This is a genomic window from Anoxybacillus sp. ST70 (genome assembly GCF_019553625.1).
GTDB lineage: Bacteria > Bacillota > Bacilli > Bacillales > Anoxybacillaceae > Anoxybacillus > Anoxybacillus gonensis.
On the sequence record NZ_JAHZOF010000011.1, the window covers coordinates 38,127 to 61,876 of the forward strand.

At 40.3% G+C, this 23,750-nt stretch carries 17 protein-coding genes, 10 tRNA genes, 2 rRNA genes, 4 pseudogenes and 1 riboswitch; of the genes and pseudogenes, 7 read left to right on the forward strand and 26 right to left on the reverse strand.

From position 1 onward, the window contains the following. Positions 1-226: 226 nt before the first annotated feature. From K1I43_RS13240 to K1I43_RS13255, 4 genes and pseudogenes are all read right to left on the reverse strand, one after another. On the reverse strand, positions 227-886 hold the full coding sequence (locus tag K1I43_RS13240) for an ABC-2 transporter permease (RefSeq protein WP_019416549.1): 660 nt from the start codon (positions 884-886) through the stop codon (positions 227-229). A gap of 53 nt (positions 887-939) precedes the next feature. Beyond that, positions 940-1,806: an ABC transporter ATP-binding protein gene (locus K1I43_RS13245; protein ID WP_019416548.1), complete on the reverse strand. Its 867-nt coding sequence runs from the start codon at positions 1,804-1,806 to the stop codon at positions 940-942. Positions 1,807-2,025: 219 nt separating this feature from the next. Then, positions 2,026-2,550, reverse strand: a pseudogene (locus tag K1I43_RS13250) (transposase); the annotation flags it as partial. Positions 2,551-2,964: 414 nt separating this feature from the next. Further along, entirely contained in the window at positions 2,965-4,836 is a 1,872-nt protein-coding gene (locus K1I43_RS13255; protein ID WP_238148425.1) for an ABC transporter ATP-binding protein/permease, read from the reverse strand. 395 nt (positions 4,837-5,231) lie between these two features. Here K1I43_RS13255 and K1I43_RS13260 point away from each other — a divergent pair. Beyond that, positions 5,232-6,085, forward strand: a pseudogene (locus K1I43_RS13260) (IS982 family transposase). A 55-nt stretch (positions 6,086-6,140) separates the two neighbouring features. On the opposite strand, the gene K1I43_RS13265 reads toward K1I43_RS13260, so the two are convergent. After that, a complete protein-coding gene (locus K1I43_RS13265) occupies positions 6,141-7,259 on the reverse strand; it encodes a citrate synthase/methylcitrate synthase (RefSeq protein ID WP_220382678.1) in 1,119 nt (372 codons plus the stop codon). Between the two features lie 277 nt (positions 7,260-7,536). Here K1I43_RS13265 and K1I43_RS13270 point away from each other — a divergent pair. The 4 genes and pseudogenes from K1I43_RS13270 to K1I43_RS13285 all read left to right on the forward strand — a co-directional run. After that, positions 7,537-7,719, forward strand: a pseudogene (locus K1I43_RS13270) (IS1634 family transposase); the annotation flags it as partial. Between the two features lie 471 nt (positions 7,720-8,190). Next, positions 8,191-8,490 carry a helix-turn-helix domain-containing protein gene (locus tag K1I43_RS15945; protein ID WP_019416495.1) on the forward strand — a complete coding sequence of 100 codons (300 nt, stop codon included), beginning with the start codon at positions 8,191-8,193 and terminating at the stop codon, positions 8,488-8,490. Between the two features lie 93 nt (positions 8,491-8,583). Beyond that, the gene (locus K1I43_RS15950; RefSeq protein ID WP_238148426.1) at positions 8,584-8,706 is read left to right on the forward strand and encodes a winged helix-turn-helix domain-containing protein; all 123 of its coding nucleotides are present in this window, start codon (positions 8,584-8,586) and stop codon (positions 8,704-8,706) included. A 26-nt stretch (positions 8,707-8,732) separates the two neighbouring features. Continuing rightward, entirely contained in the window at positions 8,733-9,245 is a 513-nt protein-coding gene (locus K1I43_RS13285) for an IS630 family transposase (protein ID WP_026011444.1), read from the forward strand. 55 nt (positions 9,246-9,300) lie between these two features. Here K1I43_RS13285 and K1I43_RS13290 read toward each other — a convergent pair whose 3' ends face one another. Both K1I43_RS13290 and K1I43_RS13295 read right to left on the reverse strand, forming a co-directional pair. Further along, positions 9,301-10,479 (reverse strand): MFS transporter, encoded by a 1,179-nt coding sequence (locus K1I43_RS13290; protein WP_019416497.1) that lies wholly within the window; start codon positions 10,477-10,479, stop codon positions 9,301-9,303. 59 nt (positions 10,480-10,538) lie between these two features. Continuing rightward, positions 10,539-10,939, reverse strand: a pseudogene (locus tag K1I43_RS13295) (ISL3 family transposase); the annotation flags it as partial. A gap of 308 nt (positions 10,940-11,247) precedes the next feature. After that, positions 11,248-11,437, forward strand: a riboswitch (cobalamin riboswitch). A 141-nt stretch (positions 11,438-11,578) separates the two neighbouring features. On the opposite strand from K1I43_RS13295, the gene metE reads away from it, so the two are divergent. Together metE and K1I43_RS13305 are read left to right on the forward strand one after the other, a co-directional pair. Further along, positions 11,579-13,855 carry a 5-methyltetrahydropteroyltriglutamate--homocysteine S-methyltransferase gene (gene metE, locus K1I43_RS13300; protein ID WP_019416499.1) on the forward strand — a complete coding sequence of 759 codons (2,277 nt, stop codon included), beginning with the start codon at positions 11,579-11,581 and terminating at the stop codon, positions 13,853-13,855. Continuing rightward, the gene (locus tag K1I43_RS13305) at positions 13,846-14,295 is read left to right on the forward strand and encodes an acyl-CoA thioesterase (RefSeq protein ID WP_009362626.1); all 450 of its coding nucleotides are present in this window, start codon (positions 13,846-13,848) and stop codon (positions 14,293-14,295) included. The genes metE and K1I43_RS13305 overlap by 10 nt, the downstream gene beginning before the upstream one ends. Before the next feature lie 80 nt (positions 14,296-14,375). Here K1I43_RS13305 and glmS read toward each other — a convergent pair whose 3' ends face one another. The 19 genes from glmS to K1I43_RS13400 all read right to left on the reverse strand — a co-directional run. After that, positions 14,376-16,178, reverse strand: a complete 1,803-nt coding sequence (glmS, locus tag K1I43_RS13310) for a glutamine--fructose-6-phosphate transaminase (isomerizing) (RefSeq protein ID WP_019416500.1) — start codon at positions 16,176-16,178, stop codon at positions 14,376-14,378. 539 nt (positions 16,179-16,717) lie between these two features. Further along, positions 16,718-18,061: a phosphoglucosamine mutase gene (gene glmM / locus K1I43_RS13315; RefSeq protein WP_009362624.1), complete on the reverse strand. Its 1,344-nt coding sequence runs from the start codon at positions 18,059-18,061 to the stop codon at positions 16,718-16,720. A 19-nt stretch (positions 18,062-18,080) separates the two neighbouring features. Further along, a complete protein-coding gene (locus K1I43_RS13320) occupies positions 18,081-19,313 on the reverse strand; it encodes a CdaR family protein (RefSeq protein WP_019416502.1) in 1,233 nt (410 codons plus the stop codon). Continuing rightward, a complete protein-coding gene (cdaA, locus tag K1I43_RS13325) occupies positions 19,306-20,127 on the reverse strand; it encodes a diadenylate cyclase CdaA (RefSeq protein WP_026011443.1) in 822 nt (273 codons plus the stop codon). The genes K1I43_RS13320 and cdaA overlap by 8 nt, the downstream gene beginning before the upstream one ends. Before the next feature lie 63 nt (positions 20,128-20,190). Then, on the reverse strand, positions 20,191-20,805 hold the full coding sequence (locus tag K1I43_RS13330) for an anti-sigma factor family protein (RefSeq protein ID WP_009362621.1): 615 nt from the start codon (positions 20,803-20,805) through the stop codon (positions 20,191-20,193). A 19-nt stretch (positions 20,806-20,824) separates the two neighbouring features. After that, positions 20,825-21,388: an RNA polymerase sigma factor SigW gene (gene sigW, locus K1I43_RS13335; protein ID WP_019416505.1), complete on the reverse strand. Its 564-nt coding sequence runs from the start codon at positions 21,386-21,388 to the stop codon at positions 20,825-20,827. 121 nt (positions 21,389-21,509) lie between these two features. Next, positions 21,510-22,406 carry an arginase gene (gene rocF, locus K1I43_RS13340; RefSeq protein WP_009362619.1) on the reverse strand — a complete coding sequence of 299 codons (897 nt, stop codon included), beginning with the start codon at positions 22,404-22,406 and terminating at the stop codon, positions 21,510-21,512. A 140-nt stretch (positions 22,407-22,546) separates the two neighbouring features. Continuing rightward, a tRNA-Ala gene (locus K1I43_RS13345) sits at positions 22,547-22,619 on the reverse strand. 1 nt (position 22,620) lies between these two features. Then, positions 22,621-22,695, reverse strand: a tRNA-Gly gene (locus tag K1I43_RS13350). Positions 22,696-22,701: 6 nt separating this feature from the next. Continuing rightward, positions 22,702-22,774, reverse strand: a tRNA-Lys gene (locus tag K1I43_RS13355). Between the two features lie 10 nt (positions 22,775-22,784). After that, a tRNA-Gln gene (locus K1I43_RS13360) sits at positions 22,785-22,859 on the reverse strand. A gap of 17 nt (positions 22,860-22,876) precedes the next feature. After that, a tRNA-Tyr gene (locus tag K1I43_RS13365) sits at positions 22,877-22,961 on the reverse strand. Between the two features lie 5 nt (positions 22,962-22,966). Further along, a tRNA-Thr gene (locus tag K1I43_RS13370) sits at positions 22,967-23,042 on the reverse strand. 3 nt (positions 23,043-23,045) lie between these two features. Continuing rightward, positions 23,046-23,121 (reverse strand) — tRNA-Val (locus tag K1I43_RS13375). Positions 23,122-23,129: 8 nt separating this feature from the next. Continuing rightward, positions 23,130-23,201, reverse strand: a tRNA-Glu gene (locus K1I43_RS13380). A 15-nt stretch (positions 23,202-23,216) separates the two neighbouring features. Continuing rightward, positions 23,217-23,289 (reverse strand) — tRNA-Thr (locus K1I43_RS13385). Positions 23,290-23,291: 2 nt separating this feature from the next. Next, positions 23,292-23,366, reverse strand: a tRNA-Asn gene (locus K1I43_RS13390). 15 nt (positions 23,367-23,381) lie between these two features. Then, positions 23,382-23,498 (reverse strand): 5S ribosomal RNA (gene rrf / locus K1I43_RS13395). A gap of 140 nt (positions 23,499-23,638) precedes the next feature. Continuing rightward, positions 23,639-23,750 (reverse strand): 23S ribosomal RNA (locus K1I43_RS13400); the annotation flags it as partial.

Sequence of the window (23,750 nt, forward strand, 5' to 3'; positions counted from 1 at the left end):
AAAAAGTATATACCACATATAAAAGGGAACACAGCCAAAAAGTTTCTATCTAAGATTTGAGCTACCGCAACAATTATAAAAATAATCGCTATTATGAATGATTTTTTTCTACGGATCATTATTTAACTCTCCTTTTTTAATTAATGTTTTTTTATAAAGCGACATTAGATAAACTGATGATTTATTTTTTTTATTATTCCTATGTCGGTTCTTTAATAATTAAATTTTAAAAATCTTTGTTTGTAAAAATATTTACTGTAAAAATGTAAGAGACTAAAGTAACACTAATTGCAATAATAGAAAAGGAAATAATCGGTTTGTCTATTATGATAGAGAGAACACCATTAGCCTTATTAGATGATAAAATCTTTCCCACTGCATTTGTCATAAGGAAAAATGATACAATCCCAATTGAGCTTGCAACACGAAATCCAAACTTGTAATGAAGTGGATAGAAAATAGACGTCAAAAGATATGTGAAACATAATGAAAGCAACAATACTTTAATATCGAACAATTGATTAAAAGTCATACTTGTATCAACTACATTCATTAAAATAATACGTATCAAAATATAGGAAGTATATGAAAATAACCACCATATGCTAATCATTATGTATTTTGCATTTATAACAGAGAGTCTCGTAACGGGTAAACTGAGAATAAGCCTGTTTTGATTTTTCTCACTCTCTCCCGTATTAAAGTTCGTATAAGTTACCATGAAATAAGCAATAAATGCTATACTTAAGCTGTATATTACGATCGCAATCAGATTTGAGCCTGAGATATTTTTGCCCATTGAAAAAAAATAGAGTAATAATAATAAAGGTGAAAAATAGGCAATTTTTTTTTGGGTATATAAATCTTTTAAAATTAAACGAAGCAAAGTATATCTCCCCTTTCTCTCAACCTTTGAAATTATAAATCCAAGAGGATTTCCTATTTGTTATTATTAGATTTCACTAAATAATACATTATTTCTTCTAAGGAAGGTTTTTTAAAGCTTAAGTTGTACTTTGAAATGATTTTTGTCGCCCTACTAGTTTCAAAAAATGCCTCAAATCCGAGCAATGTTTCCTTGAGTGATATGGGTTGGAATGCCTGGACTACTTCTTTAAGATTCAGTGACCCTGTTATTATTACATAATGTTCAAGTAATTCTTCCGTTTTTTTACAAAAAAGAATTTTACCATCAAGAATGAATGTAATAAAATCAGCAACCTGTTCTAAGTCGGTTGTAATATGTGTCGAGAAAAAAATCGCTTTATCTTTATTTTTGATAATATCTTTTAAGATATCCAATAGTTCTCTTCGGAAAATCGGGTCAAGCCCTGTAGTCGGTTCATCCATAATGATCAGTTCTGCATGATGAGAAAGAGCTACAGCTAAGGCAAACTTCATTTTTGTTCCCTTTGACAAATGTTTCACTGGTTTTGTTAGAGGGATATTAAACTCGTTGGCATATCGGTAAAAAATATCATCATCCCACGTATCATAGAATAACGAGATAATTTTTTTATTTTTTTCCACACTTAAATCCTCAAAAAAGATATCTTGATCATAGACAAAACCGATACGCTGCTTTAATGTTTTCAGATTTTTATAATAATCTACACCAAACAGCTTAATATTACCACTGTCAATGTGTACGAGATCCATAATACAACGAATCGTAGTACTTTTCCCTGCACCGTTTGGACCAATAAAACCCATGATATAACCCTTTTCGAGAGAAAAGCTAACATTTTGTAAAGCAAAGCCTTGAAACACTTTACACACATTGTCCAATTCCAAAATGTTCTCCAATTTTCATTCCTCCCTTTATTATCAAAAGTGAAAAGGTTAGATAAATTGGTCTGGCTTATTATTTTTTAAGCCATTCCTCTTATTATCTCATGTTCAATAGCACGTTCCGTTTGTTCTAAAGAAGGTTTATTATGTTGTAACTGTATTATTTTATTTACTGTAGTTGAGCAATTTTCATAACAATAATTACCATGTAAAAAGAGACAAACAGGGTATCCCTTATGCCACATGGAGCTGTTTTTTGACAACATCAAATATCGTGCTTCGCTGCATGGTAAATGAACTCGACGAGACGATGCCTTTTCTTCGTTCGGAGAAGATCAAGCCCGGTAGAGAAATCCTGGTTGGACTCGACTATACTGTACACATAAGCAAGCTGCACCAAGATCCAATACCGTTTCACCGCCCAACGCCCGCGAACGCGGTATCTATCGAGTTTCAGCTGGTCTTTCGCTTGTCGAAACAAGCATTCGATCGACCAACGCTCGGCATAGTAGCGCAAGATCTCTTCATCCCTTCGCTCCCGATCGGTGCTCAAGACGCAGTGAAGATGTTCGGGTATCATCGGCTGATCGGATGTCCAAACAAGCAGCACCACCGCATGGTCGAGACCGTTGAGCGTTCCCTCGTAACGATACACGCGATAACGCTCTTCTCCCACCGTGACGAGGTGAGTGTCACTTGGACGGCGATGCCTTTCGGATAGAGAATGCGGTTCTTTTTGAGCATCGCGATGACGTGAAATTACTTTTTCAGACAGTGTAAGTTAGCACATTATTTCGGAACAAAATGGCCATTTTTTAAAATTAAAACAGTTTTTCCCGTTAATCTATCAAAAATCTGGAGTATTGTGCAAATTTCCTCCCTTCTGTTTACAGAAAAACCGTTTGGTGAATATAACAGTCTGATCATTTACATTATTTTTTATTTAAATTTTCCACTTATATATTGGAGCAATTAACCAACTATACTCGCTTGCTCTCATTATGCCCTCGTACTAAACCAATGAAATTAGTAACGACAAGAAAATAGAAATTGCCCACGCTGTATTGCTAATCATTTCTCCAGAGATAAATTTGTAAAGAATGAAAGTAATGACAGCTATAATAAACGCGACATTTGTCCATTTCATAATTTTCACACTCCCTATCTTTATTCTCACTCGTAACGTAACGCTTCCACAGCAGGTTGCTTAGCTGCTTTATTCGCAGGAACAAAAGAAGCTAAAATACCTAACAGTCCACTAAAAAGAATAAGAAGCATGACTTGAGCAAAACTAAATTGAAAAATATCCAAATTACTTTTTTTCATCAACGTTGTGATCATATAATTTGATGCTTTCCCCACGGCAATGGAGCCTAAAACTCCAAAAACTCCCCCAATGATACCTATCAACATTCCTTCCGTGACAAATATACGACGAATATCGGCACGAAATGCACCGAGTGCCTTTAAAATCCCAATCTCTCTAGTTCGTTCTAAAACGCTAACGTATAAGACAATGCCAATCATGATGGATGAAACGATAAGCGATATGCCAGATAACATTCCTAACGCAACACTTGCTAGGGAAACATACTCATTGATTTCATTTTGACTTTCTTCATCTGTTTGCACTTTATACCCCATCTGCTTTATTTTACTCTTTAAAAGCGCTATATCATTGATGGATGATGGGATAATTGTGAAAGATAGGGCACCTGTGCTATTGCCTATAGATTCTTTCATGATCTTCTGTGACAGTCCATATGAAATCCCTACTGTATCAAGTAGAGGTATAGAATTATTCTTCACCACTCCTACTATCGTCGCATGAATGGTAACTGTTGGATAAATTTCTTTTAAAGACATTAACTGTACAACGAGTGAAACATTTTTTCCAACAGCCTGTTTATAATCTTTAAACAACTTTTTGGCTATGCGCTCAGGCAGCACAATTTCATCTCTTTGATCGTCTGGAAACCTCCCCTTCACGATATACTTTTTACCATATATGATCTCGGCGTATTTTCTAGGAGCCAAGCTCTCAGCTGACGAGGTAGCTTTACTCCCTTCTTTCGTTTTAATACTCATTTGAAATGGATTGTACGGATATATGTCACTTACTCCTTTGATTTCCCTCAATCGAGCAATGTCACTCTCGTTCAAAACATCAAACTGTTCATTTGCCACACTTAAGGACGCTTTAGCTGTAGCTTCATCTATCGAACTAGATAATTTGTCTTTCACGCCATTTCCTAAAGCCATAATGATAGATAACCCAAAGATTCCAATCGATGCGCCTACGGCAGTTAAAATATTTCTCCACTTTTTATTTTTTATATTTCTAAACGATAGCTTGCAGGTTGTAAGCAAATCTAGGCTTTTCCCCTTACTTCCTACATTCTCATACACATCTTCAATTTCTTCTGTATCTAAATCATGCTCATCTCCAATAATTTTACCATCCTTCATTCTTATGATTCTATCTGCATATGAAGTTAACTCTTGAGAATGTGTTACAACTAACACAATTTTCCCTTGTTGAGAAATATCCTTTAATATTTCCATAATATTAATGGAGTTTTCTGAATCTAAAGCCCCTGTTGGTTCGTCTGCTAATATAATGTCCGGATCGTTTGCTAACGCTCGCGCTATGGCTACACGTTGCTTCTGTCCTCCGCTCAATTGATTAGGTAGATATTCTAATTTATCCCCTAACCCTACCATATTTAGAAGCTCTATCGCCCTTCTCTTTCTTTCCTCTTTAGATTTTCCTAATAAAATCATGCTCATCTCTACATTCTCTAGGACACTTAGATGGGGAATAAGATTGAAATTTTGAAACACAAACCCAATCTTTTCCCTTCGTAAACGCGCCCACTTCTTTTCATTAAATTCTCTAACATTTATAGAGTTAAAAATGTATTCTCCATCGTCAGCGTAGTCTAGTCCGCCGATAATATTCAGCAAAGTGGATTTCCCACATCCTGACTCTCCCAATAAATAAACAAGTTGTCCTTTTTGAAGATGTAAGGAAACCCCTTTCAATACTTCAACTCTTTCACTATCTAATTTGTAGTACTTTTTTATGTTCCGAAGAGTTATCAATTATTTCCATTCCTTTCAACTTAAAGATTTCCGTTTAGACAACTTATAAAGAAATAACCCAAAAAATATCAAAACTAAAAAATATGTTATTCCTTCGAAGAAAAGGATTATATATTTAAAATACCCATCAAGGTTAATTGACAAGTAATATATACCGATGAACCCAGCTATTATTGACATAAATACAAACGCTATATTTAAAATGCCAAAAACTCTTATAAAATTCTTTTTAAACCCGTGGTGCTAGATAAAATCGAGTAAGCATAAAAATAGCCCTTGCCTGCGGATCTCCTGTAGAATGAAAGTGCTAACCATCATTCGAAAGGAGAATCCCCATGCAAGAGCACTTTCATTTTACTACAGATCAAGCAAAGATTCAAAAACAATATGCAGCCATTTTCTTCTTTGTTTCTGCCCAACTGTCACAAATTCAATTCTATCTTCAACGTCGCAATCGTCATTTGGCGAAACAAGAAGACGCGGTGATCATTGCCATTCATCTTCTCGGAAAGTTGCTTGGTTTCTCTTCCGAACGGGCATGGCATCGCTTTGTTACTGGGAACTTGTTTACAGATGGACATGTTCTCGAACGTTCCCGATACAATCGCCGTTGCCGTGCGCTGCGCTTTGCGATCAAATGGATTCGCCATGAGCTAGTCAAACGTGGGCAACACCACGCCTATGCGGTCGTAGACAGTATGCCGATCGAGTTGTGCCATGCCGCAAGAATGTACCGAGTCAAACGATTTCAAGGAATCGCAGATACCGGGCTCTGTGCATCGAAAAAACAGTGGTACTATGGGTTTAAATCTTCAAGTGACCGATCAAGGACTGCCGATGGGATACGTGGTGACGGAAGCATCCTGTCATGATCGAACCGCGGCATCCCCCATCCCTTTAATTTTGGCGACAAGGGGTTTATCAGCAGGAAATTGAAAAAAAGTTGTATGAAACGTATCACATGGCGCTTTGGACTCCATCTCGCAAAAATCAGAAGCATCGCCCATCGGCATCATGGGAGAGACGGCTCAAACAAAAACGCAAAGTGGTGGAAACGGTGTTCTCTGTCCTCGTCGACCAGTATCGGATCACAGACATTCGTGCCAATTCGATTGCAGGATGCGAAGTAGCACTAAATGGTATATTGTTGGCATATTCGCTTGTAACACTTGGGCTAGTTGAGCGTTAGGGTTCAACTAGCACCACGAGTTATTAACATTACCTCTAAGTAAGGATTTTTGTTATTAAGAATTAGGAATGTTCCCTGTATAAATCGATTGCGGTCTGAAGATCCTGTTATCACTTGCTTGTTCTAAGACATGAGCAGTCCATCCAACTATCCTACTTGCTGTGAAAGTTGGTGTAAACAATTCTTGAGGTAAAGAAATCCCTTTCATCACTGCAGCAGCGAAAAATTCAACATTTGTATATAGTTTTTTACCCGGTTTATACTTATTAAGTAATTCAATTGCTTTCTCTTCTAATGCTATTGCAAGATCAAACCATTCATCCTCTCCAGATAAACTTTTTGCTACCTCCTTTAAAGCTTCTGCTCTTGGGTCTTTAGTTTTATAAATTCGATGTCCAAAACCCATAAGTTTTTCCCCATTCTCCAATTTTTTAATTATCCAAGGCTCTATATTATCTATCGAGCCAATTTCCTCTAACATTTCTATTACTGCTGATGGTGCACCACCATGTAGAGGTCCCTTCATTGCTCCTATTGCTACGCATATAGCAGAAATAAGTTCCGATTCCGTCGATGCTACTACCCTTGAAGAGAAAGTTGAAGCATTCATTCCATGTTCAATTGTTAAAATAAAGTAAGCAGAAAGTGCTTTCGTATGTGCGTTGTTTGGTTCTGTCCCGTTTAGCATATATAAATAATTTGCAATATGATCTAAATCCATGTTTGGTTCTATATATGTCTTACCGTTAACTTTTCTATACCAATATGCAATTATCGAAGGGATAATTGCTGTTAGCTGAATAGCCTGTTCTATTGTTGGAGGCCATTTGAATTTACTATCTCCTAGAGCAGAAATAGAGGTTCTTAAAACGCTCATGATATCCATATCTTTAGGTAGTAAGTCAAGAATATTCTTCAGATATTTAGGAATGACTCTATATTTTTTTAGTAGATCAGAGAACATAGTAAGTTCCTCTTCGTTAGGAAGGTAACCATACCAAATTAAAAATGCAACTTCTTCAAAAGAATGATTAAGTGCCAAATCCTTAGCCCAATAACCTCTATACACTAAATGTCCTTTTTCACCATCCACAAGACTAATTTTAGTTTCGGTAGCTACTACACCTTCTAATCCTTTGCTATAATTAATTGCACTTTTTTTGCCATAATTCATTACATTCATCTCCTTTTCATCCCCTTTATTTGTTATTTAATTTAATATTACCTTAATATTCAAAAAAAACGCAAATATTAAAAATTTATTATTTTCGTATTAAACTAAGTCCCGAGTTCGACAGTTTTGAGGCCATTTTAGGCAAATAGAAATGATCAAAATGATGTTATATCAAGGACTTCGTGATGCGGATCCTAGAAAAAAACTCTGAATTTCATAGGCACACGATTTATTAATTTATTTTTTAAAATGAACGGTTATACGTTATAATATAGGCATGTACATACGACGAGTAACACGCAAAAACAAAGATGGAACAACCGTTGCTTATCTCCAGCTTACTCACAACGAATGGGATCCAAAGGCCAAATATGCGAAAGCGAAGATGATTTATTCGTTTGGGCGCGAAGATGAAGTGGATCGCGCCGTCTTGGAGCGTCTGGCCAAAAGTAAGAGACGAATGTGAGCGTCGCTTGCTTGGACATTTTTCTTCAAAAAACGGTGACCTTTATCAACGTACGGAACCGACGATCAAACAAGCGCAACTCTTTACGGCTCTAGGGCTGGAGCCTCCTCCGAAGGTTCTAAGCCTCCATCCTTGCGCCTAGATACACGCCCGAAGTGTGCCCAAATGCCTCTCGTCCCTTTCGTATCAAGGGATGAGAGGCATTTTGTTTGCCTAGTCGCTGTCGAACTAGGGTAGAAGTCTCAGCGTACTTACTGTTACTTGCCATAGAGCCTCTTTGTACGAAAGATCCCCTGAAAAGTAACAATTATTCACACGAAACAAGGCTATCGTATACGATACCCTATATGAAGTGCACTCTTCTAACTATATACATGCACTTTAAAGCAATGACTTCTGTATGACCACCTTTTTCCATGGGTATACCGCTCCTAAATACCCACGTATAAAAGGAGCGGAAATGATATGAAACGTCTGAAAATCACAAATGATCACGGTTGGACACCTCGAACACTTCGGAAACAAGAACGGAAAATTAAAGATGCTTCTCTTCGTGTTCGAGTGACTGCCGTTCGCCTCGTCATGGAAGGGTTTCTTGGCAAAGATGTCGCAAAAATGGTCAATCTATGCCGCCAATCGGTTGCCCTCTACGTCGCACGCTTTAATGAAGGTGGGCTTGATCATTTGCTCGATCGTCGCTTGCCACCTGGTCGCGTGCCATTTCTGACGGAAGAACAACAACAGGAGATCAGACAACTGGTATGAACCACCACTCCTATGGATGTCGGGTGGGGCATTTCTTCATTATGGAACACACGTATATTGCAGTCCTACATCCAACAAACCTATGGTGTTTCGATGTCACGGGAAGGCATTCGGAAGTTGTTGCATCGTCTTCGCTTGTCATGGACACGCCCGACCTATAAGCTTGTCAAAGGCGATTCCGTACTTCAAGCGGTTAAAAAGAACTCGAGTTTATAAAAAAACGAATCACGGAAGAAATTGTTCTGCTTCATGTCGATGAGACGCATGTTCGCGCCTATCAAGCGCTTCGTACGACATGGGCAGAAGTAGGGAATCAAAAACAAGTGCCAAGCTACGGTCACCACGCTCACGTATCCATTTTTGGCGCAGTCGATGTGCAACAAGGCGATGTCGTGTTTCATCGCGCATCATCCGCCAATGCCGAAACGTTCCTTGACTTTTTACGCCTGTTAAAAGAGAAATATTCCGACCGATTCATCGTGCTTGTGTTGGACAATGCGCGTATTCATCATGCCAACATGGTGCAAACTTTCCTTCAAAGCGAAGAAGGCGGTGCGTTTCATTTTATTTTTCTGCCACCGTATTCCCCACATTTGAATCCGATTGAACGGTTGTGGAAGTGGCTGAAAGATGAAGTCATCGCTAACGTCTTGCATAAAGATCAAAACGATATTGCCCTGTCGATTACTCGGTTTGAACAACACGTCTTACAGCACCCAGATGAGGTGTTACGCCGCATCGGGTGTGCTGCGTAAACCAGAGATTAAAATGTCAATTTGGATGTATATATGATGGTCATGGATATTATTGTTAATCAACACACGTGGTCTTATCATGGATTTCAGGTACTACCCAATAAATAACAATTGCTGGGAATAGAAAAATGGCAGCTACCAAAAATGTTGTTTTTAGTCCAAATTTTACTGCAATAATTCCAAAGATAACACCAGATAAGATTTCTCCTAGGGCACCAACTCCTGAATTTAAAGAAAATAGAGTACTTTTGTAATTATCCGGGAAAAATTTATTTAAATAACTAATAACGATTGGATGTCTAACATCTTCAACTGCTAACAATATTGAAGTTGCGATTGCCCCTAACGGTTTGAAACCTATTGTTAATACTCCTACTAGTAGTAGGCTGACTGATTCTACAATTGTTAAAGATATATATGGATTTGTTTCTATTTTTTCCTCTAATTTCATTGTTATTTCTAAGAGAATGAAAGCGAATATTCCTGCTAGTGCAAAGATATAGCCTAGTCCGGTATCAGAAAAACCCATCTCATGGAGTAAGGGCTGCCAATATCTTGATACCATATCGTAAGTTAAAGCGGTAAAGAATCCAGATAATACAATTAACAATACTTTTCGTTTATGGAAAACTATTTTTAAACTTTGTTTTAAGATATTTAAAAATGACTCCTTAATATGTTCCTGTTCGTGTTCAATTTTAACTATAGGTACTTCAACAAAAATTGACATCCATATAAACAAGGTTGTATAAAGTGCTACTACGATAATAAATGGTAAGAACATATTATAAGAGTATAGGTAACCACTAATAATACTACCAACAACAATAAATGCAATGAGTATTTGAGTATTTTTCATTACTTCTTTCCCGAATCTCTCTTCTCCTACAACTCTACTCATCCAAGTTTCTAGTGATCCAGAGATGAGTGCATCTGATAAAGCCCATATAATCATAGCTAATATACAAATAATTAATGTATCAATGAAAGGAAAGAAAGCCCATGTTACAACGGAGAGAAAAAAAGAACCCGCAATTGAGAGTTTGATACCATATCGGTCCGCAAATGTTCCGGATGGTACTTCAAAAATTAACTTTGCTATTTCGAAAATTGTACCTAGCAATCCGATTTGTAGTAAATCATAACCTTGATCCACCAAGTAAAGAATCCATATAGGAGAAAATAATCCCATTGCAAGTCCTCTTAGAACTGCAAAAAATTGAATAGTACGCATACTTATACTCCTTTATTAATTATTTAGTTCATCACAAAAATATGTACTTGCACAAGCCATTAAAGTATGTTAGCTGTTTCTAACCAAACCCGCAATGCAAAACGTTGGATATTTCTGTATCCATATCCTCGATGTTTCATCAGCTTGATCGTGTTATTCATCCCCTCCATTTTCCATTCGAATAAGGCGATAAAATGCACGATATGATTTCGTCTGTTCGTTTGACGCGTGATTTTGTGATGGCACGCACAACCGAACAAGGACAAAACGAATACCCATGAATCCAAACCTCCAAACGTCGTTTCGCCTGCTGCTCGTCTCGGCTTTTGGACACATAGCGAAAATGTTGGAGCGATTGGTAGACAGACTTTCAGTCATCGCTTTCATTACACTATTCTCGTACGATTTGACGTTCTTCCTCCATCAGCTTCTCTGGACATTGTCTCAATAAACGACAAACCTTCTTTGTACTTATAAGGGAAAATCAGTAAATATCGTACACGGCGGCACAAGAAAATCCTCGGCTTTTCAAGTACCTATTGTAGTGATGAGCTAATTTGTTTTGTTTGAAATAATTTAATCTTATACATTTAAAACTTTAACAAAAAAATCAATACTTCTTAACATAAAATTATCAATAAAATATCAATATTAACTTAAAAGAAAAATATCCCCATTTATAATACCACATCTCTAAAAACAACGGGAAAAAATATTTCGGTTGAAAAAAACAAAAAGTTCGTTTATTCTGAATTTTATACAATAAAATAATAAGTTCACGCAACAGGTGGTTCACAGATGCTGTGAATCTTAAAAGGGAAGTTTGGTGAAAATCCAACACGGTCGCGCCACTGTGATGCAGAGTTGTTTATCACAATCCACTGTTTCATGCGAAATGGGAAGGAGATAAACAGCGATGAAGCTAAGTCAGGAGACCTGCCTGTTGTATGCACTTACGACCTACGCGTCATAGGGAGGAGTGAGGACATATGATCTTGAGGCACTTCATGTATCTCAATACGAGCTAGCTATGCCCTCCTTCTGCTTGGAAGAGGGCTTTTTCGCTTGATTGGGATATAAATAACTGGAGGTGCTTAACTTGTTCATCCGTAGTTCAAATGTAGGATATCCGCGCATTGGTGAGAAAAGAGAATGGAAAAAAGCGTTAGAATCTTTTTGGAATGGGCAAATCAACGAACAGCAATTCATAGAAACGATGGAACACATTCGACTTGATTCGATTCGTAAACAAGTAGAGAAAGGAATCGACCTCATTCCAATCGGGGATTTTTCTTTATACGATCACGTGTTAGATACAGCATTTATGTTCGGGTATATTCCAGAACGATTTCAACAAATAGACAATGCGCTCGAACAATATTTTGCGATGGCACGCGGCACAAATGGACAACATGCTTTGGAAATGACGAAATGGTTTAATACAAATTACCATTACATCGTGCCTGAAATCGGGCAAACGAAGCCGAAATTAGTAGAAAATCAGCTATTAAAAGAATACAAACTAATAAAAGAAACATTCCATATTGAAACAAAACCTGTATTGCTTGGACCGATTACATTTCTTTTGCTTTCTAAACAATACGAACGAAATGAGTGGCGCAAACATCTCGCCCAGTTAGTTCCAGTTTATGTGGAATTATTCAAACAACTAAGCGAAGCGGGCGTGTCATTAGTACAAATTGATGAACCGATTCTCGTTCAACATATAGATGACGATATAGTCGATGCATTTCGTGATGTATATGAAGTTTTTCATCACGATGTACCAAATATAAACCTTATTTTACAAACATATTTTGATAGCGTATCGCATTATCGTGAAATCGTTGCTTTACCTGTCGCAGGCATTGGGCTTGATTTCGTGCATGACGATGGCGAAAACGTCAAACATATAAACATACACGGATTTCCAAAAGATAAAATATTAGTTGCTGGGATTGTAGACGGTCGCAATGTATGGAAAAGCTCGCTTGCACAAAAAGCAACGCTCCTTCATCATTTAGCAGGCGTTGCTGAACAGCTCATCATTCAACCGTCTTGTAGCTTACTGCACGTCCCTGTCACGACAAAACATGAACATGCCTTGCCAACGGAGCTTGCTGGGGCTTTATCATTTGCCGATGAAAAATTAGATGAAATACGTATGCTTACAGAATATATGAAAGGAAACGCAACAATCGACGACCTAATCAAATACGATGAGCAAACAAACGCTTATTTCACTAAGTTCCGCCAACAACAAGAACAAACAAACGACATCACCACCGTTCCGTTAAGCCGAACACCTTACAACGAAAGAAAAAAAGCACAACAAGCACATTTGCAGCTTCCACTATTGCCGACAACGACGATTGGCAGCTTCCCGCAAACAAACGACGTGCGCCAAGCTCGGATGAGGTGGAAAAAAGGCGAATGGAACGATAACCAATACAAGTCGTTTATAAAGAAAGAAATTGCAAAATGGATCAAGATTCAAGAACAGCTACAGCTTGATGTACTTGTTCACGGCGAATTTGAACGCACAGATATGGTTGAATTTTTCGGTGAAAAATTACAAGGAATGGCATGCACAACAAACGGTTGGGTACAATCATACGGATCACGTTGTGTTCGTCCACCCATTATTTTTAGCCATATTGCCTATCAACAACCGATGACCGTAGAAGAAACCGTGTATGCTCAGTCGCTGACGAATAAACCTGTTAAAGGAATGCTGACAGGTCCTGTGACCATTTTAAACTGGTCGTTCGTTCGCGACGATATTTCACGAAAACATGTGCTGATGCAGCTCGCTCTCGCCATTCGTGAGGAAGTATTGCAGTTAGAAAAGGAAGGCATACGCATCATTCAAGTCGATGAGCCAGCGTTACGGGAAGGATTACCGCTCAAAAAAGAGAAACATGCATCATATTGGGAAGATGCCGTTATGGCGTTTCGTCTCGCTACCTCATCGGTGAAAGAGGAAACGCAAATTCATACACATATGTGCTATTCCCAGTTTGAACATATGATGCATATCATTGATGAGCTTGATGCGGATGTCATCTCCATTGAATCGTCGCGAAGCCACGGTGAACTTGTTTCATCATTTGAAACATATGAGTATCAAAAGGAAATTGGCTTAGGGGTGTATGACATTCATAGTCCGCGCATTCCGACAAAAGAAGAAATACGTGAGCAAATCGAACGGGCACTTCGCGTTCTTCGTCCAGAACAATTTTGGGTCAATCCCGATTGTGGATTAAAAACGCGAAAAGAAAAAGAAGCTATCGATGCACTCAAAGCGATGGTGGAAGCCGCACACGAATATCGCCAGCAACTCTTGGCTTATGGAGGGATGAAAGCATGGAAGTGAGCGTCGAGCAGTCGAAAACGATTCAAACACGGCTCGTATTGCCTTCTGATACGAACCATCTCGGCACGATTTTTGGCGGTACGGTTTTAGCGTATATTGATGAAATTGCGGCAATATCCGCCATGCGCCATGCGCGAAAAGCAGTCGTCACCGTTTCGATCGACAAAGTTGATTTCATTTCATCCGCGAAAGTAGGCGATATTTTAAAACTCGAAGCATTCGTCTACTCAACCGGACGCACATCCATGAAAGTATTCGTCAAAGTCGAAACAGAAGATTTATTTACAGGCGAACATCACTTAACAACCACATGCTTTTTAACAATGGTCGCCATCGATCAAAATAAAAAACCGACCCCTGTTCCGAAAGTCATCATTCGTGAACAGGAGGAACAAATCGTACAATTGTATCAGCAAAACAAACGAAACAATAAGGCATAAAATATTTACATGAAAAAACACACGTCCGATTACATACAGGTAATCTATGACGTGTGTTTTTTATTACTCAATTCTACGCTTTACTCCACCGTTACAGATTTCGCTAAGTTGCGCGGTTTGTCGACGTCGCAGCCACGGTGTAATGCTGCATAGTAAGCAATTAATTGCAATGGCACGACAGACACAAGCGGTGTGAGCATCGGATGAACGGCTGGGATGACGAAACGATCGTCTTCCATGTCTAATCCTTTCATCGAGATGATGCACGGATTTGCGCCGCGAGCGACAACTTCTTTTACGTTCCCGCGAATGCTTAAGTTGACATGTTCTTGTGTCGCTAGGGCAATCACTGGTGTGCCGTTTTCAATTAAGGCGATTGTGCCGTGCTTCAATTCTCCACCTGCAAATCCTTCTGCTTGAATATAAGAAATTTCTTTTAGCTTTAATGCGCCTTCTAATACAACATAATAGTCAACGGCGCGACCGATGAAGAAGCAGTTGCGTGTTGTCGCTAAATACTCGCGCGCAATTTGTTCCATTTCATGTTTTGCATCGCAAAGTGCTTCCATCGCATTTGCAACAATGCCAAGCTCTTTCGTCACATCAACATCTAGCGCCATTCCTTTCGCTTTAGCAGCTACCGCAGCTAACATGGCAAGCACCGCAATTTGTGCTGTATATGCTTTCGTTGATGCAACCGCGATTTCCGGCCCTGCATGAAGAAGAAGCGTATAGTCTGCCTCGCGCGATAATGTCGAACCTGGTACGTTCGTAATCGTTAACGATTTATAGCCAAGCTCTTTCGTGCGCACAAGTACCGCGCGGCTGTCCGCTGTTTCTCCACTTTGTGAAATATAAATAAATAACGGTTTTTCCGATAAAAGCGGCATGTTGTAAGAAAACTCGCTGGCGATATGCACTTCAACAGGGATTTTCGCCCAGTTTTCAATCAATTGTTTACCGACTAAACCAGCATGATAGCTCGTGCCGCAAGCGACGATGTATAAACGATCCGCTTCATTCACTGCTTGCACGATTTCTTCGTCAATCGCCAATTCGCCTTGTTCGTTGCGATATTTTTCAATTAAACGGCGAATGACGAGCGGCTGTTCGTCAATTTCTTTTAACATGTAGTAAGGATATGTTCCTTTTTCAATGTCGCTTGCATCCAATTCCGCTACATATGGTGCACGCTCTACTACTTCACCATTTAACTTTTTAATTGTCACACTTTCTTTTGTGACAATGACAATTTCTTTATCCATGAGCTCAACATATTGATTTGTCACTTGTAACATCGCTAATGCGTCGCTGGCGACTACATTAAATCCTTCGCCTAATCCAGCTAAAAGCGGGCTTTTGTTTTTCGCCGCATAAATGACACCATCATTTTCTGCATCAATTAAAGCAATCGCATATGAACCCTTCAATAACGAAAGCGCCTTACGAAACGCTTCTTCTACCGATAATCCGTCGTTTACAAACGTTTCAATTAACTGCACAATGACTTCTGTATCGGTATCACTTTTAAACGACACGTGCGCTAAATAATCACGTTTTAACAACTCGTAGTTTTCAATTACCCCATTGTGCACAAGCGTAAAGCGGCCTGATGCACTTTGGTGTGGATGGGCGTTGACGCGGTTCGGTACGCCATGTGTTGCCCAACGTGTATGACCGATGCCAAGCGGTGCGTCTACATCTTCTGCGACAATCGCACGCAAATCAGCAATTCGTCCTTTTTCTTTAAACACATGTACTCCTGTTTCGTTTAGTAAAGCAATCCCCGCAGAGTCATAGCCACGGTATTCTAACTTTTCTAATCCGTACAATAAAATTTCTTTTGATGGTTGTTCACCAATATAACCAACGATTCCGCACATAACAAGTCCTCCCTAATCATAGGGGCAAGAAGGGGCTCTTGCCCCTTAAATAATTGATGAAATGGCGATGAACGTTCTTTCCTTTGTGCAAAGAGTCGCCTCTTTGTTTTAAGAAAGAACTTGCGGCTGTCATCGCATCAGCCGGGAGGCATCCGCCGAACACTCGATAAACCTCCTCCTCGTCAACTAAGCTTTTTTCCCGTCCAAAGCTTAGTCCAGGCGCTTTTATACAGTTGTTTTCCGCTATCCTCCTTTCATGTAAGATGTCAAACAACAATAGTTTACAACAACAAAGAGGCAAACGTCAATGTGTATCGCTTCCCCCTGTATAAGAAAAGCGCAAAGCGCCCGCCTATCGGCGAAGAGCGCACAAGCCCCACCGAGGAGGCTGTCGCCGCCGCAGTGTGGGGCGGAGCGACTCGAGCCGATGGCGCTTGGAGCTAGACATATACCTCAAATTTTATTTCTTATCTTTAAACAAAATATGCATAAATGGAATAAATGGTTCCATTTATGCATATCGTTTACCGAGCATATCATTATGCGCCAAAGCGTTCGCGAATAACAGACGCAATGCGCTCGACGTATTGATCGCAAAGTTCGTTTGTTGGCGCTTCTGCCATCACGCGAACGAGCGGCTCCGTACCAGACGGACGAACGAGAATGCGGCCGTTTCCAGCCATCTCCTCTTCTACTTCGCGAATGACACGCTGCACCTCTTCATTCGCAATCGCCTCATGTTTGTCTGTTACTTTCACATTCACTAATTTTTGTGGATATTTTTTCATTTCCCCCGCTAGCTCAGAAAGCGGCTTTTTCGTCATTTTCATAATGTTGACAAGCTGTAACGCCGTCAGTAACCCGTCGCCTGTCGTATTGTAATCGAGGAAAATAATATGCCCCGATTGTTCTCCACCTAAATTGTAGCCGTTCTTTTTCATTTCTTCGACGACGTAACGGTCGCCAACTGCTGTTTGTACGCTTTTGATTCCTTGTGCTTCAAGCGCTTTATAAAAACCAAGGTTGCTCATCACCGTCGAAACGACCGTTTGATGTTTCAAGCGACCTTGTTCGTGTAAATATTTTGCGCAAATGTACATAATTTGATCGCCATCAACGATTTGACCGTTTTCATCAACCGCAATTAATCGGTCGCCATCGCCATCGAACGCTAAACCTACATCTGCTCCTTTTTCCTTCACAAACGCAGCCAACGCCTCTGGATGTGTCGAACCGACACCTTCGTTAATGTTTAATCCGTTTGGAGATGCGCCCATCGTAGACACATCGGCATCTAAATCAGCAAATAAATGTGTCGCTAATGACGACGTCGCACCGTGCGCACAATCAAGCGCAACGTGAATGCCTGAAAAATCTTCGTCCACCGTTTGCTTTAAATATTGTAAATATTTTTGTCCGCCTTCAAAATAATCGTTTACTTGCCCTAAATCTTTGCCGATCGGGCGTGGTAACGTATCTTGTTCACTATCGAGAAGCGCTTCAATTTCTAACTCTTGTTCATCAGAAAGTTTAAAACCATCTGGTCCAAAAAACTTAATCCCATTATCTTGGACAGGGTTATGCGAAGCAGAGATCATAACCCCTGCTTGTGCGCCTAACGCTTTTGTTAAATATGCGACGCCCGGTGTAGAAATAACACCGAGGCGCATCACTTCTGCCCCAATGGAAAGCAGTCCTGCCACTAGCGCTCCTTCCAGCATATGACCAGAAATGCGCGTATCGCGCCCGATTAGCACTTTCGGACGTTCTTTATCTTTTGTTAATACGTAGCCACCAAAACGGCCAATTTTAAAAGCTAATTCTGGCGTTAATTCGCTATTGGCAATCCCTCGCACACCGTCTGTTCCAAAATACTTACCCATGCTATCGCTCCTTTTATAGTTACTCATTTCTTGTGATACGAATCGTTGCTTCTTTTTGTGGTAGTCTCCATCGAACATTTTGAGGTCCATTGACTTCAATTGGAACGTCATGTTCTCCAATGCCTAATTCACTAACGTTTAAGTATACCTCAATATCTTTCAACTGAATAGCATTCAGTACACTTTGAGCTCCTAAAGCAGTTAGCGCAATATTTCCATCGGCAGGATCGATAAATTCTGCCTTGTATGCATCGTTTAGTCCAATCACTTCAATTGGAACTTGACCAAACGTTCTCTCTTTTTCTTGCTCCACTTCAATTAAAATTGTAACTTTTGCTGGATCTACAGCTTTTACTCCTTTTGGTACAGGCACATCGACTTGTAAAGTTGTATTGCCTGTAATATCGCTTAAATCGACTTCAATGCCGCTAATAAATTCGATGTCGTCAATTTTTGCTTTTTGTCCAAAAATTGTAACTTCGCTCGGAATCACTTCCATTTTACTAATGCTTAATCCTTCCCGTAGCGTTCCTTTTCGATCAATTTTTAATGGAACTGTTTTGCTTGGACTTTTAATTGGCACAGTAATATCAACAATAGACGGTTCCACATCAAGAGACAACACATTTCCTTCTTTGTCATACACCGTCACTTTCGACTCTCGCTCAATCGTTTCTTCGACTCCTTTTAAGTCAACACGTGCCTTTACTAACGCAACTTTGTCAATTAGCGTTTTTGCCCCTGTCACCTTCACAATATTTGGCTTCACAATTGGTTGTTCCGGTGAATAACCGTCTGCAATTTGTGATTTATTAATAAAATCGACTTCCACAGAAAAATCTTTTGACACACGCTCGTCAATCGTCACAGTAATTGTCGCTGGATCAATAGTAACGCGTAACTTTTCAGAAATATTTCGGTATTTCACAGGAACTGTATGCTTACCAATTGGCAGTTTAGATAAATCAACATATACTTCAAAATCTCGTTGCAACTTCGTTGGCGTAACGATGCTTTTCGGCCCCTCAAGCATGACATTCACCGATTGTGGGATACCAGAAACAACAAGGTTTTCTTGATCGTAATATGCGACGACGGGAACGTCCGTCACTGTTTCGACATCGGTTTGACCGACCGTATTTCTTGACGTGCTGTTTGATTGTGTTTCAATATTCACAGAAACGTAAATCATAAGCGCTAGCAACAAAGAAAAAATGCGTATAAACCATGGGCTATTCATCCATTTATCCACTTTTTTTCGCCCTCCACTGCCAACGAGATGAAGAAGTTGTCTTCGGTTGAACGAGCTCTTTCGTCAGCAATTCTCGCAATACATCTAACTTTAAGTCGCGGTAAAGCTCCCCATTTTTCGTGACAGAAACCGCTCCCGTTTCCTCAGACACAACGACGGTAATGCTGTCTGTCACTTCACTAATACCTAATGCAGCGCGATGCCTTGTGCCAAGTTCTTTAGAAATAAACGGGCTTTCCGACAGCGGCAAATAACAAGATGCGGCAGCAATTTGATTTTTTTGAATAATGACAGCCCCATCGTGAAGCGGGGTATTCGGAATAAAAATGTTAATCAGTAGCTCTGATGAAACATGTGCTTGTAACGGAATGCCAGTTTCAATATAATCGCCCATTCCTGTTTCTCTTTCAATAGAAATAAGAGCTCCAATTCGCCGTTTGGCCATATACTCTGTTGCTTTTATAATAGCCTCTATCATATGCGTTTGTTCTTCCTCTTCAGGCGTCGTGCTTCGCGAAAACAATTTACCCCTTCCGAGCTGTTCGAGCGCTCGGCGTAGCTCCGGTTGAAAAATGATAATAATAGCTAAAAAACCCCATGTGATCGCTTGATCCATCAACCATTGCAATGTGCTTAATCCGATAAAGCTACTTACAATTCGGACGAGAATGATGACAATAATTCCTTTAAGCAGTTGTATGGCTTTCGTACCGCGCACAACCATAATCAGCTTGTAAATGACGAACCAGACAACGAGAATGTCTACAAACTTAATGAGGTAATTTACAAATGTCGGGAGCTCTCCAAATGGCATTCTTACACTTCCTTCACTCATTCTAATTGCTCTCACATGTAAAAAAGCCATCAATATGGATGGCTATTTCGTTAATGTTTTGGCGATATTGTAACCGACTCTTTTTACATTATACCAAATCCAATCAAATACTTCATTAACTTCTTCAATTTGTCCAGTAACTTCGCCAGCAGAAGCTAAATATTTATGGCCGTTAATGACCGTCACATTGCCGTGCACTTCTCCTTCAATTTTAATATCGCCGTTTCGGACAACAATATCCCCTTCAACAACTTTCCCTTCTGGTACGATGACCGTATGATTTTGAACAATTAAATGTTCTTGTTTAGAAAACGAAAATTCATTATCCTCTTGCCAAACTGCCCATAAACTGCTCGTGCTTAGCAAAAGGAACAACGAGGCGGCAGTCAAAAACGGATGATGAGTAAACCATCGTTTCCAACGCACACGCCGTTTTTCACGAGGTAAATTATACATCACTTTTTTAACGAAATCGTCTGAAGGGGTAAAGTGGGAGACATTTTCGACAAACGCCACCGTTTTTTCCAATGCATAAAAATGCTCTCGACATGCTTCACATTGTTGAATATGGCTGCGCAATCGTTGCTCTTCTTCTTTTTGAATGTCTCCGTCTAAGTAATCATGCATCCATTGAACGATTTTTTCAGAGCATGGCATCTGTCTCACTCCTTTTCCATCATAAATGGCCTAAATGTTTACGCAATGCTTCACGACCACGATGAATACGCGTTTTCACTGTACCAATTGGCAAATTTAAAATGTCACTAATTTCTTGCAGTGATAGCTCGTCAATATATTTTAAGACGATGACAGTGCGATATTTTTCTGGTAGCTTTAAAATCGCTTCTTGTACCATTTGTTGTAACTCTAAGCTTTCTAACGCATCTTCCGGAGAAGCTCCTTCATCTGCAAGCTGCGAGTACATCGTTAATCCGTCTGTCCCTGACACTTCTGCATCTAAATAAACATCGGGCTTTTTTTTACGCATGCGATCAATCGATAAATTCGTCGCAATGCGATATAACCAAGAAGAAAACTTCATTGTCGGATCGTATGTATGAATGTTGACATACGCCCGAATGAACGCTTCTTGTGTAGCATCTTCTGCTTCATGACGATTTCCTAACATGCGATAGCACAGTTGATAAATTTTATCCTTGTACATTTCGACAATATCTGCAAACGCGCTTTGATCTCCTTTTTTAATCGCTTTAATGCGTTGTTTAATAAACATGTCCATTCCATATTTACCTCCGCATGGGGGCTACTATTTTATACGAATAACATAAAGCAAAGTTCCATAAATCGCAACGAATATGTTAATATTTTTAAAAAAATGGAGAGGGGCATCATGCCACCTCTCATACAAGCTTCTCACCAAACAATGATCCCATTAAAGCAACAGCGGTTGCAGCTGTTTTATTCCGCTCATCTAAAATCGGATTGACTTCAACAAATTCCGCTGAAGTGATGATTTGAGCTTCAGCTAACATTTCCATCGCTAAATGGCTTTCACGATATGTCAGTCCACCAATTACCGGTGTGCCAACTCCCGGTGCATCATGTGGATCGAGACCATCTAAGTCAAGAGACAAGTGGACACCGTCTGTCCGCTCTTTTAAATAGGCGATTGTCTCTTCCATCACTTTTGTCATGCCCAGACGATCGACTTCATGCATCGTATATATTTTAATTCCTTTTTCTTTAATTAATTGTTTTTCCCCTTCATCAAGTGCACGAGCACCGATAATTACAATGTTTTCTGGCTTCACTTTTGGACTATATCCACCGATCATCGTTAAAGCCGGATGGCCAAGCCCTAAACTTGCAGCGAGCGGCATACCGTGAATATTTCCAGAAGGCGACGTTTCCTCCGTATTCAAATCTCCATGCGCATCATACCAAATAACACCTAAGTTTTTATAATGTTTAGCTACTCCTGCAAGCGTCCCGATCGCAATACTATGATCGCCACCAAGTACAAGCGGAAAACGACCTCTTGTTACAACTTCATCGACCGCAGAAGCAAGTTTTTCATTTGCTTCAGCAACCGCTTTCAAATTTCTTAATTTTGGATTCGTCACATCTTGGACGCGCTCGGCACGACCAATTTGAATATCTCCTAAATCTTCAATATCATGATTTAAGCTTTCTAAACGTTCCACTACGCCAGCATAACGAATGGCGCTTGGCCCCATATCAACACCGCGGCGTGTTTGTCCTAAATCCATTGGCACTCCAATAATCGAAATGTTCATCTCGATCTCCTCCCCTCGTTGCATCTGTTGTTTATTGTACATGAGGAGAAACAGTTGGCTCAACTCGACAACTTTTTGAATATTTATTCTATGAAAAACAGAAAAAAACCTTAGGTACATTCCCTAAGGTTTCGATAAGATGGAGCCTATCGGGATCGAACCGATGACCTCCTGCGTGCAAAGCAGGCGCTCTCCCAGCTGAGCTAAGGCCCCATGGAGCGGAAGACGGGACTCGAACCCGCGACCCCCACCTTGGCAAGGTGGTGTTCTACCACTGAACTACTTCCGCAAACAGTGAGCCATGGAGGACTCGAACCTCCGACCCTCTGATTAAAAGTCAGATGCTCTACCTACTGAGCTAATGGCTCATTACATCAATGGCTGGGCTAGCTGGATTCGAACCAGCGCATCACGGAGTCAAAGTCCGTTGCCTTACCGCTTGGCTATAGCCCATCGATTAAAAACAATCATGGTGGAGGGGGACGGATTCGAACCGCCGAACCCAAAGGGAGCGGATTTACAGTCCGCCGCGTTTAGCCACTTCGCTACCCCTCCGCAGATGGTGCCGGCTGCAGGACTTGAACCCGCAACCTACTGATTACAAGTCAGTTGCTCTACCAATTGAGCTAAGCCGGCATATGGTGGAGGATGACGGGATCGAACCGCCGACCCCTTGCTTGTAAGGCAAGTGCTCTCCCAGCTGAGCTAATCCTCCATAAAAGATGACCCGTACGGGATTCGAACCCGTGTTACCGCCGTGAAAGGGCGGTGTCTTAACCACTTGACCAACGGGCCAACATACGACACACAAGCTTCCAACCGGGCTTGAACCGGTGACCTCTTCCTTACCATGGAAGTGCTCTACCAACTGAGCTATGGAAGCACTGGCTCCGCAGGTAGGATTCGAACCTACGACCGCTCGGTTAACAGCCGAGTGCTCTACCACTGAGCTACTGCGGAATAATATATCATCTTGCCCGGCAACGTCCTACTCTCGCAGGCGGTGTCCCGCCAACTACCATCGGCGCTGGAGAGCTTAACTTCCGTGTTCGGGATGGGAACGGGTGTGACCTCTCCGCCATCGTCACCGAGCAAACATGCTTTAGACAAATGTTATTATAAAGGAATATTTTTTGTTGTCAAGCATTTTTTTATTCCTTCAAAACTAGATAACAGGGGTTCGGATGTTTTCTTGACTACGTCAAGAACCGTTCTCTGCTTTTCTTGTGTGTTTAGTTAAGTCCTCGATCGATTAGTATCCGTCAGCTGCACGTGTCGCCACGCTTCCACCTCGGACCTATCTACCTTGTCATCTTCAAGGGATCTTACTCGCTTGACGCGATG

Excerpts from the sequence above, each read along its gene's own strand:
- K1I43_RS13265 (WP_220382678.1), bottom strand. The coding sequence starts at position 7,259 with ATGAATTATGGCAAAAAAAGTGCAATTAATTATAGCAAAGGATTAGAA.
- K1I43_RS15945 (WP_019416495.1), top strand. The coding sequence starts at position 8,191 with ATGAAACGTCTGAAAATCACAAATGATCACGGTTGGACACCTCGAACA.
- K1I43_RS15950 (WP_238148426.1), top strand. The coding sequence starts at position 8,584 with ATGTCACGGGAAGGCATTCGGAAGTTGTTGCATCGTCTTCGCTTGTCA.
- K1I43_RS13290 (WP_019416497.1), bottom strand. The coding sequence starts at position 10,479 with ATGCGTACTATTCAATTTTTTGCAGTTCTAAGAGGACTTGCAATGGGA.
- K1I43_RS13305 (WP_009362626.1), top strand. The coding sequence starts at position 13,846 with ATGGAAGTGAGCGTCGAGCAGTCGAAAACGATTCAAACACGGCTCGTA.
- glmS (WP_019416500.1), bottom strand. The coding sequence starts at position 16,178 with ATGTGCGGAATCGTTGGTTATATTGGTGAACAACCATCAAAAGAAATT.
- glmM (WP_009362624.1), bottom strand. The coding sequence starts at position 18,061 with ATGGGTAAGTATTTTGGAACAGACGGTGTGCGAGGGATTGCCAATAGC.
- cdaA (WP_026011443.1), bottom strand. The coding sequence starts at position 20,127 with ATGCCATTTGGAGAGCTCCCGACATTTGTAAATTACCTCATTAAGTTT.
- K1I43_RS13330 (WP_009362621.1), bottom strand. The coding sequence starts at position 20,805 with ATGCCATGCTCTGAAAAAATCGTTCAATGGATGCATGATTACTTAGAC.
- sigW (WP_019416505.1), bottom strand. The coding sequence starts at position 21,388 with ATGGACATGTTTATTAAACAACGCATTAAAGCGATTAAAAAAGGAGAT.
- rocF (WP_009362619.1), bottom strand. The coding sequence starts at position 22,406 with ATGAACATTTCGATTATTGGAGTGCCAATGGATTTAGGACAAACACGC.